General features: G+C 56.2%; 10 protein-coding genes and 2 pseudogenes. 2 read left to right on the top strand and 10 right to left on the bottom strand.

Annotated elements, in window-relative coordinates; all coding sequences use genetic code 11:
* Positions 1-42: 42 nt before the first annotated feature.
* The gene (locus RZS32_RS05005) at positions 43-741 is read right to left on the bottom strand and encodes a DUF1223 domain-containing protein (RefSeq protein ID WP_317055931.1); all 699 of its coding nucleotides are present in this window, start codon (positions 739-741) and stop codon (positions 43-45) included.
* A gap of 220 nt (positions 742-961) precedes the next feature.
* On the opposite strand from RZS32_RS05005, the gene acnA reads away from it, so the two are divergent.
* Both acnA and RZS32_RS04995 read left to right on the top strand, forming a co-directional pair.
* Complete coding sequence (acnA, locus tag RZS32_RS05000) at positions 962-3,649, top strand: aconitate hydratase AcnA (protein ID WP_317055930.1); 2,688 nt, start codon at positions 962-964, stop codon at positions 3,647-3,649.
* 34 nt (positions 3,650-3,683) lie between these two features.
* Positions 3,684-4,160 (top strand): hypothetical protein, encoded by a 477-nt coding sequence (locus RZS32_RS04995; protein WP_339106827.1) that lies wholly within the window; start codon positions 3,684-3,686, stop codon positions 4,158-4,160.
* A gap of 37 nt (positions 4,161-4,197) precedes the next feature.
* Here the strand turns inward: RZS32_RS04995 and RZS32_RS04990 are convergent, their stop codons facing one another.
* From RZS32_RS04990 to RZS32_RS04950, 9 genes and pseudogenes are all read right to left on the bottom strand, one after another.
* Positions 4,198-4,821 carry a phosphatase PAP2 family protein gene (locus RZS32_RS04990; protein ID WP_339106826.1) on the bottom strand — a complete coding sequence of 208 codons (624 nt, stop codon included), beginning with the start codon at positions 4,819-4,821 and terminating at the stop codon, positions 4,198-4,200.
* Positions 4,822-5,028: 207 nt separating this feature from the next.
* Positions 5,029-5,775 (bottom strand): TIGR02186 family protein, encoded by a 747-nt coding sequence (locus RZS32_RS04985; protein WP_422395937.1) that lies wholly within the window; start codon positions 5,773-5,775, stop codon positions 5,029-5,031.
* 11 nt (positions 5,776-5,786) lie between these two features.
* A pseudogene (locus RZS32_RS04980) lies at positions 5,787-6,700 on the bottom strand (sulfite exporter TauE/SafE family protein).
* Between the two features lie 130 nt (positions 6,701-6,830).
* Positions 6,831-7,466 carry a LysE family translocator gene (locus tag RZS32_RS04975; protein ID WP_317055925.1) on the bottom strand — a complete coding sequence of 212 codons (636 nt, stop codon included), beginning with the start codon at positions 7,464-7,466 and terminating at the stop codon, positions 6,831-6,833.
* Positions 7,463-7,813, bottom strand: a complete 351-nt coding sequence (locus RZS32_RS04970; protein WP_339106825.1) for a molecular chaperone GroEL — start codon at positions 7,811-7,813, stop codon at positions 7,463-7,465. The genes RZS32_RS04975 and RZS32_RS04970 overlap by 4 nt, the downstream gene beginning before the upstream one ends.
* A gap of 70 nt (positions 7,814-7,883) precedes the next feature.
* Positions 7,884-9,473: an ABC transporter ATP-binding protein gene (locus RZS32_RS04965; RefSeq protein ID WP_317055923.1), complete on the bottom strand. Its 1,590-nt coding sequence runs from the start codon at positions 9,471-9,473 to the stop codon at positions 7,884-7,886.
* Positions 9,470-10,578 (bottom strand): annotated as a pseudogene (locus RZS32_RS04960) (ABC transporter permease). Before RZS32_RS04960 ends, RZS32_RS04965 begins: the two are co-directional and overlap by 4 nt.
* Positions 10,579-10,580: 2 nt before the next feature.
* On the bottom strand, positions 10,581-11,663 hold the full coding sequence (locus RZS32_RS04955; protein WP_317055922.1) for a microcin C ABC transporter permease YejB: 1,083 nt from the start codon (positions 11,661-11,663) through the stop codon (positions 10,581-10,583).
* Between the two features lie 68 nt (positions 11,664-11,731).
* Positions 11,732-13,669 carry an extracellular solute-binding protein gene (locus tag RZS32_RS04950; RefSeq protein ID WP_317055921.1) on the bottom strand — a complete coding sequence of 646 codons (1,938 nt, stop codon included), beginning with the start codon at positions 13,667-13,669 and terminating at the stop codon, positions 11,732-11,734.
* Positions 13,670-13,829: the final 160 nt, after the last annotated feature.

Here is a 13,829-nt window from a genome sequence, read left to right as displayed (position 1 = left end):
GCAAAACGTCCGATTGGTCGCGAATGATGTCTTGCAGGTAAGCTACTTGAGCTGTGCCGCCGCCTCAACAAGGCCGATACCGTCTCGCCGTTGCAAGACAACAACGATTGGCTGATCGCCCTGAGCGGGCACAGTCAGGCGAAGCGCTTCTTCACCGGTCCAACTTCCGACTTGCGCCATGTCGGTCACCACATTGGCGTAGTTGATCGTGTGGCCCGCATTTTCGCCACGCGTGATGTTCACGGAGCTCTCAGGCATGTAGCGCACCACGCGCACCGCCAATGGTTCCTCGAACTGTGTCATAGGCTCTGCCTCGATCAGCACATCATCACCAACGCGGCTCAGATCTATATGAACCGTCGACGGCGTTTGCAGGTGCCGGTTGATCATGTCGCTCACGTCTATGGGGCTATTGCCAACCACATGTTCACGTCCGTTGATCACCATCTGAGGTGTGTAGATCATGCGACGTCCGTTTTCCGCGGCATAGGCGCGCTGTCGATCTGCGTGCCCGGGATGGGCAAAACTGTCTTTCCAGCCGATATAATCCCAGTAATCAACATGCAAAGCGAGAGCGACAACATCATCTCTTTTTGCGAGTTCATGCAAGAATTCATCAGCTGGCGGACAAGACGAACAACCTTGCGACGTGAACAGTTCCACAACAACGGCCTTGGACTGCGAAAACGCTGGAACGGCCCATAGACCAACCGCAATTGCAAAAGCTATGATACGACGCATCTGTCTACCTCAAAGGTTTAGATTGTCACCCTAAACCCCATCTAAGACGAAACGATCAAAATAACCAATCAACGAATTGAGAGAAATATGTGAACTTCGTTACATTGAAATTTTGTGTACAACGGTATACAAATATTGCATCGCCACTCTTGAACGCATGTTTCTTTTGGTTCAGAAGAATTTCAAACCACGACTGCACCGCTAGCGAAAGGATCGCCCTATGCCCGTTACTGTTGGTCACGACACTGCCAAAACCCGGAAAACCCTGAAGGTTGGGGATCAGACGGTTGCGTATTACTCCATTGCCGCCGCCGAGGCGGCTGGGCTGGGTGACTTCTCTAAACTGCCGGCTGCCTTGCGGGTTGTGCTGGAGAACATGCTGCGCTTTGAAGATGGCAAGACCGTCAGCACCGATGACATCAAGGCGTTTTCGGATTGGGCCGACAAAGGCGGGAAGAACCCGCGTGAGATCGCCTATCGCCCGGCACGAGTGTTGATGCAGGATTTTACGGGCGTGCCCGCTGTTGTCGACCTTGCCGCAATGCGGGACGGGATCAAGGCGCTGGGCGGTGATCCGCAGCAGATCAATCCGCTCAACCCTGTGGACCTTGTGATCGACCACTCGGTGATGATCGACGAGTTCGGCAATCCGCGTGCGTTCCAGATGAATGTGGACCGCGAGTATGAGCGCAACATGGAGCGCTACCAGTTCCTAAAATGGGGGCAGGGCGCGTTCAATAACTTCCGCGTGGTGCCGCCCGGAACAGGTATTTGCCATCAGGTGAACCTGGAGTATCTGGCGCAAACTGTCTGGACCGACAAGGACCAGAATGGCGAGGAAGTCGCCTATCCCGATACGCTAGTGGGCACCGACAGCCACACTACCATGGTCAATGGCGCAGCTGTCCTCGGCTGGGGCGTGGGCGGCATCGAAGCCGAGGCTGCCATGCTGGGTCAGCCAATCTCTATGTTGATCCCCGAAGTGGTGGGCTTTGAACTCACCGGAAAAATGGTCGAAGGCACCACCGGCACAGACCTTGTTCTCAAGGTTGTGGAGATGTTGCGCGAGAAAGGTGTCGTCGGCAAATTCGTTGAATTCTATGGCGCTGGCCTTGACACGTTGCCCCTGGCCGACCGTGCCACGATTGCCAACATGGCACCCGAATACGGCGCCACCTGTGGGTTCTTCCCAATCGATGGCGAAACTCTGCGCTACCTGCGTCAGACGGGTCGTGATGAGGCGCGCATTGCGCTTGTTGAGGCCTATGCCAAGGAAAACGGATTCTGGCGTGGGGACGATTACGCCCCAATCTACACAGACACTCTGCATCTGGACATGAACACAATCGTTCCGGCCATCTCTGGTCCGAAACGCCCGCAGGATTACGTGGCCCTGACCGATGCAAAGTCGGCCTTCACACGCGAGATGAAGGAGACCTTCAAGCGTCCAATGGACAAAGAAGTTCCTGTCGCAGGCGAAGATTACACCCTGTCTTCCGGTGACGTCGTAATCGCCTCGATCACGTCGTGCACCAACACATCGAACCCGTATGTGATGATCGGCGCGGGCCTTGTGGCGCGCAAAGCCGCTGCTTTGGGTCTCGACCGTAAACCATGGGTCAAAACTTCGCTGGCACCGGGATCACAAGTTGTCTCGCACTACCTTGAGGCGGCTGGCCTGCAGGAGGATCTGGACAAGATCGGGTTCAACTTGGTCGGCTACGGCTGCACCACCTGCATCGGTAACTCTGGTCCAATCCAAAAGGAACTGTCAGAGGCGATCGCTGAGGGTGATCTTGTGGCCACGTCGGTTCTGTCGGGTAACCGTAACTTCGAAGGGCGTATCTCACCTGATGTCCGTGCCAACTATCTTGCGTCGCCGCCGCTTGTCGTGGCCTATGCGCTGGCCGGAACCATGGATATTGATCTGACAACTGAACCACTGGCGCAAACGCCGGATGGAAAGGATGTGTACCTGAAAGACATTTGGCCCACTCAGCAAGAGATTGCAGAACTGGTCGAGAAAACAGTGACCCGCGAGGCGTTCATCGAAAAATACGCCGATGTCTTTAAGGGCGACGAGAAATGGCAGGGAGTGGAAACCTCTTCGGAGGAGACTTACGACTGGCCTCCGCAATCGACCTATGTGCAAAACCCTCCTTACTTTCAGGGCATGGGCAAAGAGCCGGGCACCATCACGAATATCGAGGGTGCCAAAGTACTCGCACTCTTGGGCGATATGGTCACCACCGACCACATTTCGCCTGCCGGTTCCTTCAAAGACACCACGCCAGCCGGTCAATACCTGACCGAGCGTCAGGTGCCGGTGCGCGAGTTTAACTCCTACGGCTCTCGCCGGGGCAATCACGAGGTCATGATGCGCGGCACCTTCGCCAATATCCGCATCAAGAACGAAATGCTGGACGGCGTCGAAGGCGGCTATACCAAAGGACCCGATGGCGCGCAGACTTCAATCTTTGAAGCGGCCATGGCGCATCAGGCCAATGGCACGCCGTTGGTGGTCTTTGGCGGTGAGCAATACGGCGCAGGCTCATCCCGCGACTGGGCGGCCAAGGGTACAGCACTTCTGGGTGTGAAAGCTGTGATCGCGGAAAGCTTTGAGCGTATTCACCGCTCCAACCTTGTGGGCATGGGGGTGATTCCGTTTGAGTTCACCGGTGGAGACAGCCGTAAGTCACTGGGCCTCACGGGTCAGGAAACGGTGTCGATCTCTGGTTTGGATACAATCGAGCCGCTGCAAGAGGTGCCCTGTACGATCACCATGGCCGATGGCAGCGAGAAGACGATCCAGCTCAAATGCCGGATCGATACGGCAATTGAGATCGAATATATCGAACATGGTGGCGTGCTGCATTACGTGCTGCGCAATCTTGCGAAAGCGGCCTGAGACAATGTGACACCCAGCGATGTAACATCGCTGGGTGGTCAACCTGGGCCACAAAGCCGACGAGAGGGGAACACCTAATGAAGATGCAGTGCTGTCTTTTCCTTGCACTCGTTTTATCTCCCCGGCCATGGCGCAATCTATCGATTTCGGCGACGACAGTTCGGAATATGCCAACGATTTTGAATGCGATGACCGGCGATTTGTAGGCAACGGCATGGCAACCGGTCTTGATTGGGACGATGCCGGTCACGATGCAACCGATTGCCGCCATGCCTATGAACTTGGAACGATAAAGCTGTGGAACCAGTCCAAAGCAAGCGCCGCGACCCAGTGCAGTGCCATTAGCTATGGCAACGACACATCAGACTATGCACGGGACGGCACCTGCGACGACCCGCGATTTGAAGGTCCTGGGACAGACTCTGTTATGCTGCCTGATGAACTTGGCCGCGATGCTACAGATTGTAAAAAGGCCTGCGAGATGGGCACTGCGTTCATTCGAAATTACTGAGCCGCATGGCGCAAGACCGGGCGAGTGAAATCCCGCCTTACTCCCAGACAAATTGCATCACCTGCCGCACGGAATGAAACATCCGTGACAGTTCATAGGTGGCCAGAAACAAAAGCGGATACCCAATTGCCTCGCGCGCTTCAAAGAACGGGACAAGTCCCGATTTGTGGACCAACGCTTGCACAGGACGAAACAACAGAACTGACAGGGCAATACCAATCAGAATGCCAACAGCAATGTCGCTAGGCCAGTGCAGGCCCACCGCGACCCTTGGCAGGCACACGATCAACCCCGCATGCAAAAGCGCCACAACACCTGCACGCTTCGAGACCTGGAATAACCCAACGGCAAGGGCAAAGAACAGTACGGCATGATCCGATGGAAAAGCGCTCCATTCTTCCAGCAAGCTGGTGTTGAGCCATCCCATGATCGAAATGCCAGCCTCCGGGTCATGCATGGGCCGGGTGCGAAAGGGCAGAACCGTCGCCAGCCCACGTGCCACTCCAATGGCAATTGCCCCGATGAGCAGGACACCTACCAGTTTCTCACGCGCGGTCTGGCGCGTCTCGGCGTCAAAGGAAAACCAAAGTCCCCAGAACAGCACGATCGGCAGAAGGTTCTTGAGCACTTCACGTGTGAACAGGAAGAAGGTCCATGACACGCCTGAATTCGAAGCCGCCCACGCATTCAGTGCTCGGAGTATTTCGTAGTCCACACGTTGCTTTCTCTTGCCCAAAACGTCCGCATATCGGTTCGAGTTTTGAGATTTGAGTCAATGAGTTGCTTGAAAAGGTCAAAAAGACTGCGGGATCACGCTTATCTCAAGAGAGGCTGTAACTTGAAGAAGTTCGGACGCGGCGGTCTTTGTTCAGCGCTGTCTCAAAACCTGAAACGCCGCCGACGCGCCCCAACCTGCGGCAATGGCGATGGCCAGGGACATCAAGCCGTAGATCAAAGGCATTTCACGCGAGAGATTATAAAGCCAGCGCTCCAGCCCGACTTTCTGCACGTCAATCGTGGTCTCGAAGAGAGAGACCACCTTTCCCTGTCGAGTCAGAAAGATACGCGTCGGATAGATCCCCTCGGTCAGGTTAGACGGAAGTTTGATGGACGTGCGAAACAACGTCTGCTCGTCAAGCGCCACGGACCCTTCTTGAAGTGCGTAAGTCCCATTGTCGGATCGGATACGAATGATCGCGTCGGTAAAGGATTGCGCATCCGCCACGCTTCTGGGTGCCCCCACCGACCGGATAGCCCGCGGGATCGTCACCTTGTGCCGCAAATCCTCAACATTCGACAGCACCTGATCCAAGGGCCCGGTGGTCGCAATCGCATAAAAACTTGGGGCTTCATCCACCTCAAGAGCCTCTGTATTGACCCAAATACCGAACCGCTTTTCCTTGCGGCGAACGACCACAGGTTCGGTTGGCCCGGCAATGGCGACGATGACATCAAGCGGCTCCTCGGAGATCGGGGCCTCGCGCTTTACAGCGCCAAAGACGAGGATCTCTGAGCCATCAAACGTGGCGGTGATGGCCACCTTGTCTTTGCTGAGGCCAAGCACCACTTCTTCGCTTGTAGCAGGCAGCGCAAGCACCAGGAAAAGAAGGGTCATCAGCCTGCGCATCAATGCCCCTCCACTGCGCCAATAGAGTAGAGCTCGGAGGGCATGATCAGAAGGTCGAGCGCTAGTTTAAAGCACACTGCCAGCACCATGATGGCCAGCAGAATACGAAGCTGTTCGGCCTTCAGCTTGGTGCCGATTGTCGTGCCGATCTGCGCGCCAATGACGCCGCCCACCAGCAACAGAACCGCAAGCGCGACATCGACCGTGAAGTTTGTTGTTGCGTGCAGCAAGGTGGTGAAGCCTGTCACAAAGATGATCTGGAAAAGCGACGTGCCCACAACAACCTTGGTTGGCATGCCCAGCAGGTAGATCATAGCCGGGACCATGATGAACCCGCCACCAACCCCCATGATCGCGGCAAGGATACCGACGCAAATACCGACGATAACGGGGGGAATGACACTGATATAGAGACCCGATGTGCGGAAGCGCATCTTGAAGGGCAGCTTGTGAATCCAGTTGTGTTTCTTGCGCTTGGGGGGCGTGCCCGACTTGCTGCGCCGAATGGCGTTGAGGCTTTCGACGAACATCATCGCACCGATGATGCCGAGGAAAACCACATAGCAAAGCTTGACCAGCAGATCGACTTGCCCGAGGGATTTCAAATAGTTAAAGACCACAACCCCAAGGGCGGCACCGATGAGGCCGCCAATCAGAAGGACCGTGCCCATTCGGAGATCCACCGTCTTTCGCCGCAGATGTGCCAGGACACCTGAAAAAGAGGAAGCCACGATCTGATTGGCCTCGGTGGCCACGGCAACAGCGGGGGGATGCCGATAAAGAACAAAAGCGGCGTCATGAGAAAGCCGCCACCGACGCCGAACATGCCTGATAACACGCCAACCAACCCACCCAGTCCAAGCAGGAGAAACGCGTTAACCGAAACCTCGGCGATGGGAAGGTAGATTTGCATGGCACGTCATAGACCTGTGCCTTTGGGATAATCAACCCAAGCAAACGCCTAGATCGCGTCAGGCCTGATCAATTTATGTGAACTGGTCTTACAGCGCGTGATTGGTTGGCTGTACCGGTTGGAGGTGTTGTCACCGCTCTGAACTGGCCAGTTTCCATGCCGCAAAGACAAAGAAAACGCCAAGCCCCGCTTCGATCCAGCGCCGCCCTTTGGCATAGGCTGCCCGGATATGACGGGTTGACATCGCCAGCGCCCAGGCCCCGTGGCAGGTAAAGGAAATCGTGAAAGCGCCCAATACAAAGAGCGTCACGACATCGAGGGTTGCCCCCTCAACTGCGCCGATTGAGGCAATAGACAGCCAGAAGGCAATGGCCTTGGGATTGGTCACCTGCAACAGGAAGCCGGTTACGAAGTGTCGTCTCATCGACTTGGCTTGCGTTTCCATGGACGTCAGAGTTGGTGGGTCAAGCGCCTTTCGGAATGCGCCATAGGCCAGATAAAGCAGGTAGGTGGCACCCACGATGCGCAACACTGTCATGGCCCATGCCGCTTGGGAGATGAGCAATCCAACCCCGAGCATCGTCAGCAGATTGATCGCCATGCTGCCCGTCGCAATTCCAAGTGTGGCGACCATGGCCGGGGCGCGGCCTTGTGATGTCGCGATACCGATCAGTAAGGCGACGGATGGCCCCGGAGAGGACGCACCAACCACCAGAATGGCATAGGCCGCCAGAATGCCAGGCAGATAGACAAGAAGATCCGTCACTCGCCGCCGGTCCCCTTGAAGCCCACAATCCGGGTCAACAGGCGCGCTGCGTCCGTTTCTGCGAAATATTGGCCCAGCTGTTCCATGCCTCCGGGCATGGCGAACCGCACTGTGGCGCGCGTAACGCCGTCACGTGTTTCTGAGGCGATCACCTCGGCCGTTGCTCCCGGAGCCATCTGTGCAAACTGCGCCACATAGGCAGCGATGTCTTCCACGCCTTCAACGCCATCGGTTCTGGGATCGGCATAGCGTGCATTTTTGGCAACGGCCTTGGCAATCAAGATGAGTTGCCCTGCCGGGTCAGTTTCTGACCATGCGTCGAAAAATCCATTCAAAGCGTTAGACATCGCCCTCTCCTTTGTCAGAGTCGCAGCCTAACGCAGATCAATACAGCTGTGTTCAGAAATGTTGGGTGGGTTAAACCGCCAGATCCAAGGCCGCACTCAAAAGTGTCTTGGCATATTCGGTTTGCGGGTTGTTAAAGATATCCTGCGCCGAGCCGTATTCGACAATATCGCCCTGTTTCATGACAATGACCTTATGACTCATGGCGCGCACCACAGCGAGGTCGTGGCTTATGAAAAGATATGCCAGCCCGTATTTGACCTGCAGGCGGCGCAGCAGGTCTACGATCTGAACCTGCACCGTCATATCAAGGGCAGAGGTCGGTTCGTCCAGAACCACCAGTTTGGGGCGTAGGATCATGGCGCGGGCAATTGCGATACGCTGACGCTGTCCGCCGGAAAATTCATGCGGGTAGCGGTCCATCATGTCAGGGTCCAGATCGACCTCCCCAAGCACTTCGGCCACAAGTTCACGTACCGGGCGGCCATCAGGATTGCCATGTACGCTCAGCCCCTCGGCAATGATCTGTTCACAGGTCATGCGCGGACTGAGGCTTCCAAATGGGTCCTGAAAGACGATCTGAATGTCCGAGCGGCGGCGGCGCAGTTCCTTGGTGGACCAGTCGCGCATGTCTTGCCCGTCAAAACGCATCACGCCCTCAGATTCGATGAGCCGCATGAGTGCCAGCGCCAATGTGGTCTTGCCTGATCCGCTTTCGCCAACAATGCCCAGCGTCTCGCCAGCACGCACCGAGATTGTCGCCTCATTGACGGCCTTTACATGCCCGACGGTGCGTTTGAGAAATCCCTTTTGAATGGGAAACCAGATTTTCAGCTTGTCGGTCTCTACTAGAACCGGCGCCTTTTCCTCTACCGGATCAGGCGCGCCGGACGGGGCCGCGCTCAGCAGTTTCTTGGTATAGTCATGCTGGGGGTTGGCGAAAATGTCCTTGGTCGGGCCTGTCTCAACGATAAGACCATCTTTCATCACGCAAACCCGGTCAGCGATTTTTTCCACGACGGCCAGATCATGGGTGATGAACAGGAGTCCCATCTGCTCTTCGCGCTTCAGCTCGGCCAATAGCTCTAGGATTTGCGCCTGAATGGTGACGTCAAGCGCGGTGGTCGGTTCATCCGCGATTAGAATATCGGGCTTGTTTGACAGGGCCATGGCGATCATAACGCGCTGTCTTTGCCCACCGGAAAGCTGATGCGGATAAGCGCCCAATCGGGTTTCGGGGTCTCGAATGCCAACGCGTGTCAGAAGCTCCAGAATGCGCGTGCGGACCGCGTTGCCGGTCAGACCCTGATGCAGCTCAATGCTCTCGCGCAGCTGCTTTTCCAGTGTGTGCAGCGGATTGAGCGAGGTCATTGGTTCCTGAAAAATGAAGGAAATGTCGTTGCCGCGCACAGTCATCAGGCGTTTTTCATCAGCACCGATCATTTCCTGGCCGTCATAGGTCACACTGCCTTCGACCATGGCGGAACCGCCGAGCAAAGAAACCGTGCTGAGTGCGGTGATGGACTTACCACTTCCGGACTCACCCACAAGAGCAACTGTTTCTCCACGGTCTACGGTGAAGGAGACGCCATGCACGCATGGTTTTACCTCGCCATCCTGACGGAAACTGATGCGCAGGTCTTTGACGTCCAGAAGGCTCATTCGAAGGTCTTCCTTGGGTCAAAGGCGTCGCGTACCCCCTCAAAGATGAAGACCAGAAGCGACAGCATGATGGCAAAGGTGAAGAACGCGGTGAAGGCCAGCCACGGCGCCTGCAGATTGTTCTTGGCCTGTAGCGTGAGTTCGCCCAGCGAGGGGGCCGAGGCCGGAAGACCGAAGCCAAGGAAATCGAGCGTGGCCAGAAGGCCGATTGTGCCGGTGATGATGAACGGCAGGAAGGTGAGCGTGGCTACCATCGCATTGGGCAACATATGGCGGAACATGATGGTCATGTTGCTCACGCCAAGCGCCTTGGCGGCGCGCACATATTCGAAGTTGCGCGCGCGCAGGAATTCGGCACGCACCACGCCCACAAGTCCCATCCACCCGAAGGCGACCGTTATGGCGACCAGAAGCCAGAAACTTCGCGGCAGGATCGCGAAGAGGATGATGATCACATAGAGCTGGGGTGTGGAGGCCCATATTTCGATGACGCGTTGAAAGATCAGGTCGGTCTTGCCCCCGAAATAGCCCTGAATGGCGCCAGCAAATACACCGATAACTGACGAGAGTGCCGTCACGATCAGGGCGAAGAGCACCGAAAGCCGGAACCCGTATATCACGCGCGCCAGGACATCGCGCTTTGTGCCATCCGTGCCCAAGAGGTTTTGTTCATTAGGGGGCAGGGGGCTGCGCCGGGACGATCTACGGGTGTGTCATAGCTGTAGCGAACAGGGGGCCAGAAGGTCCAACCTTTGGCGATGGCCTCGCCATTCACCTCGCCGTCCTGCGCATCCTCAATGATGCCCTCGGGATCGTCAAAACAGTCTTCCAATCCGCCCGAGACAATCAGGCATTCCACTTCGGGGTCGCCATAAGGTGCCTCGGTGCGGAAATCGCCGCCAAACGCGGTCTCAGGGTAAAACTTCAGGATCGGTGTGTAGTATTCGCCCCGGTATTGCACCAGCAGGGGCTTGTCATTTGCGATGAATTCAGCAGGCAGGGTGATCAGAAACAGGATCGAAAACAGGATCAGAGACCAATAGGCCCGACGGTTGCGCTTGAAGTTGCGCCAGCGGCGCTGGTTGAGGGGCGAAAGGCTTGGCATGGCTACCCGGCCCTCTTCTCAAAGTCGATCCGGGGGTCGATGAAGACATACATCAGGTCCCCAAGGATCGCGACGACAAGTCCGATCAGTGTGGTGAGGTAGAGCGTGGCGAACATCACGGGGTAATCCCGGCCAATCGCCGCCTCAAAGAAGAGCCGCCCCAGACCATCGAGCGAAAAGATCGTCTCGATGAGCAGACTGCCGGTGAAGAAGACACCGATGAAAACACCCGGGAAACCGGCAATGACGATCAGCATCGCGTTGCGGAAAACATGCCCATACAGCACTTTGCGTTCGGACAAACCCTTGGCGCGGGCGGTCATGACATAGTGTTTCTTGATCTCATCGAGAAACGAGTTCTTGGTCAGCAAGGTGAGCGTCGCGAAGCTGCCAATGGACAGCGCCGTGATGGGCAGGATGATATGCCAAAGATAGTCGAGCACCTTTCCGATAAGGGTGAAGTCCTCCCACCCATCCGAGGTCAGGCCCCGCAGCGGGAAGATCTGATAGTAAGAACCGCCTGCGAAAAGCACCAGGAGCATGATGGCAAAGAGGAAGGCGGGGATGGCATAGGCGGCGATGATGATGCCGCTCGTCCATGTGTCAAACGGCGTGCCGTCGCGCATCGCCTTGCGGATGCCTAGGGGGATCGAGATGAGGTAAGAGATCAGCAGGGTCCAGACGCCCAGTGTGATACTGACCGGCATCTTGTCGAGCACAAGGTCCACGACCTCGGTTTTGCGGAAGTAACTCTCGCCAAAGTCAAACCGCGCGTAGTTCCAGAGCATATTGAGAAAGCGTTCGAGGGGCGGTTTATCGAGGCCAAATTGCTGTTCAAGCTCAGCAATGAATTCTGGCGGCAGACCGCGCGCGCCGACATAACCCTCGACCTCATCTGTGCCTAACCCGCCATCATCCTCGGCCCCGGCGAAACCGCCAAAGACGTCGCCTTGCCCTTGAATTTCGGCAATCGCCTGCTCCACCGGGCCACCGGGCAGGAACTGCACCAAAGCAAAATTGATGATCATGATCCCAATGAGCGTCGGGATCACCAAGAGCAGACGTCTGAGGATATAGGCGCCCATGCGGTGCTACGCGCCTCTCTGAGAGGCACGCAAAATACGTGGCCCTGTGCTGTCGCCCCCGTGCTGGCTCACTGCGCGCCCGCCTCCTTCAGCTTTTGTGCCTTATCTGCGTCATACCACCAGAAATCCAGTGTCCCCAGCGCAAAAGGCGGTATTTCTTCAGGATGGGCATATTGATCCCAATAGGCGACCCAATGATTGGGGGCGTAGCCATCGGGAATGAGGAAGAATTCATGGCGCAATGCCCGGTCCAAGGCCCGTATTGTCATGTTTTCTTCTTCTTTGCTTTCGGTCAGCAGGGATTTGGCAATGATTTCGTCCACCATAGGGCTGGCAAGCCCCGCAGGATTAAAGAGGCTGAATTCAGCGGCCTCTGAGCCAAAACGCTGTGCCAGACCCGTGCCGGTGCCCAGCAAAGACGGATAGCCATCGAACACCAGATCATAATCCCTGTCGCGCTCTCGGTCCGTGTATTGGGCGCTGTCGACAGACTCGACCGTCGCGTCGATGCCTGCGTCTTTCAGGCTGGAGACAAAGTTTTCGGCAACTGCGCGGTTTGTAGGTGAGCCAGATGAATTCAGCAAGAAATTGAGGCTCAGCTGCTTTCCGTCTTGAGACCGAACTTTGCCCGCATCATCGACAGTATAGCCCGCCTCTTCCAGCAGTTTCAGCGCTTTGCGCTTGTTCTTGCGTGTGATGAGGCGGTCTTCGTCACTTACATGTGGTACCCACGGCTCTGTTTCCAGAACTTCAGCAGGTACCAAGTCTCCCAAGGACTGCAAAAATTCCAGTTCAGGGCCTTCAGGTGTGCCTGTTGCTTCTAACTCTGTGCCTGTCGAGAAGGAACGTTGTTGCTCATAGAGACCGTAAAGGAGTGATTTGTTTGTCCATTCAAAATTGAACAAGAGTGCAACAGCCTCGCGCACCCGCTTGTCCTTGAGCGGTTCCGAGCCAAGGTTGAATACGATGCCCGACATTGCAGGCGGCGCGCCGTCGGCAAGTTCTTCCAACTTGACCCAGCCGCGCTGAACCGCGGGGAAATCATAAGAACTGGCCCAGAGTTTTGGATCAGACTCCGTCCGGTACGTTACTTCTCCGGCCTTGAAGGCTTCAAAGGCGGCCGTGGAATCGGCAAAATACTCAAGTCGGATCGTATCGAAATTGTGCCGCCCTTTGTTGATGGGCAAATCCCAACCCCAGTAGTCAGGGTTTCGTTTGAAAACCACCCGTCGGTTTGGCTCTACTTCTTGCAAAATGTACGGGCCAGATCCCGGCGAAATCTCAAGCCGTGGTTCGTCCAGCCGTGCGCCTGTCTCTTCGTACCATTTTTTGGACCAGACCGGCACGCCACCGACCTGGTCAATGAGGCTACGGCGGGAGATGCCGTCAGCGAATGTAAACTTGATGGTGTGATCGTCGATCACCTCGACACTTGGAATGCGCTTGCGCACCGCTTCGGCATAACTTTTGAGGCCCTGATCTAGAAGCAGGTTGTGAGAGAAAGCAACATCATGCGCTGTGACCGGGGTTCCATCGGAAAACCGAGCTTCTGGGCGCATGTGGAAAATGACCCAGGACTTGTCTTCTGGATATTCGACCGTATGCGCCAAAAGACCGTACCCTTCGTCGTAATCATCCGAGGGCAGGCTGCCTGCGCCGGCAAGTATCTCGCCCAAAAGGCTTTCATACATCACCGTGGAAAGTGCTGAGGCACGCCCATTCCGCGTGTAGGGGTTCATGGAGTCAAAACTGCCCGCGAGTGCTATGGAAATCTCGCCACCCTTTGGCGCGTCAGGGTTCACATAGTCAAAATGCGTGTAATCCTCGGGGTAGTTCAGGTCGCCAAAGAATGAATAGCCGTGGCTTTTGATGATCTTCTGGTCTTCGGCAAATGCCGTCCATGCGCTGAGGATCAGGATGGACAGGACCATCAGGGTTGTCGCAACGAAGCGAGGTTTTTGGCCGTCAAGCGCTCGGGACTTGGCCCGGCTGCGGGATCGGGTCATGCGCATTCTCCTTATACTCACCCTGATGTGGGATTTTATTCGCCTCTGGCAAGCTAACGGAGGGCCATGCCGGGATTCAAGCGCAGATCATCCGCTGTGAGGCTGCGGCCCTATCAAACAAAAGAAAACCGCCCGTGCCGTCAGGAACGAGCGGTTCAAC

The organism is Roseovarius sp. W115, assembly GCF_032842945.2.
Lineage (GTDB): Bacteria > Pseudomonadota > Alphaproteobacteria > Rhodobacterales > Rhodobacteraceae > Roseovarius > Roseovarius rhodophyticola.
This window is presented reverse-complemented; position numbering and strand designations above follow the sequence as displayed.

Excerpts from the sequence above, each read along its gene's own strand:
- RZS32_RS05005 (WP_317055931.1), bottom strand. The coding sequence starts at position 741 with ATGCGTCGTATCATAGCTTTTGCAATTGCGGTTGGTCTATGGGCCGTT.
- acnA (WP_317055930.1), top strand. The coding sequence starts at position 962 with ATGCCCGTTACTGTTGGTCACGACACTGCCAAAACCCGGAAAACCCTG.
- RZS32_RS04985 (WP_422395937.1), bottom strand. The coding sequence starts at position 5,775 with ATGACCCTTCTTTTCCTGGTGCTTGCGCTGCCTGCTACAAGCGAAGAA.
- RZS32_RS04970 (WP_339106825.1), bottom strand. The coding sequence starts at position 7,813 with ATGTCTAACGCTTTGAATGGATTTTTCGACGCATGGTCAGAAACTGAC.
- RZS32_RS04965 (WP_317055923.1), bottom strand. The coding sequence starts at position 9,473 with ATGAGCCTTCTGGACGTCAAAGACCTGCGCATCAGTTTCCGTCAGGAT.
- RZS32_RS04955 (WP_317055922.1), bottom strand. The coding sequence starts at position 11,663 with ATGGGCGCCTATATCCTCAGACGTCTGCTCTTGGTGATCCCGACGCTC.
- RZS32_RS04950 (WP_317055921.1), bottom strand. The coding sequence starts at position 13,669 with ATGACCCGATCCCGCAGCCGGGCCAAGTCCCGAGCGCTTGACGGCCAA.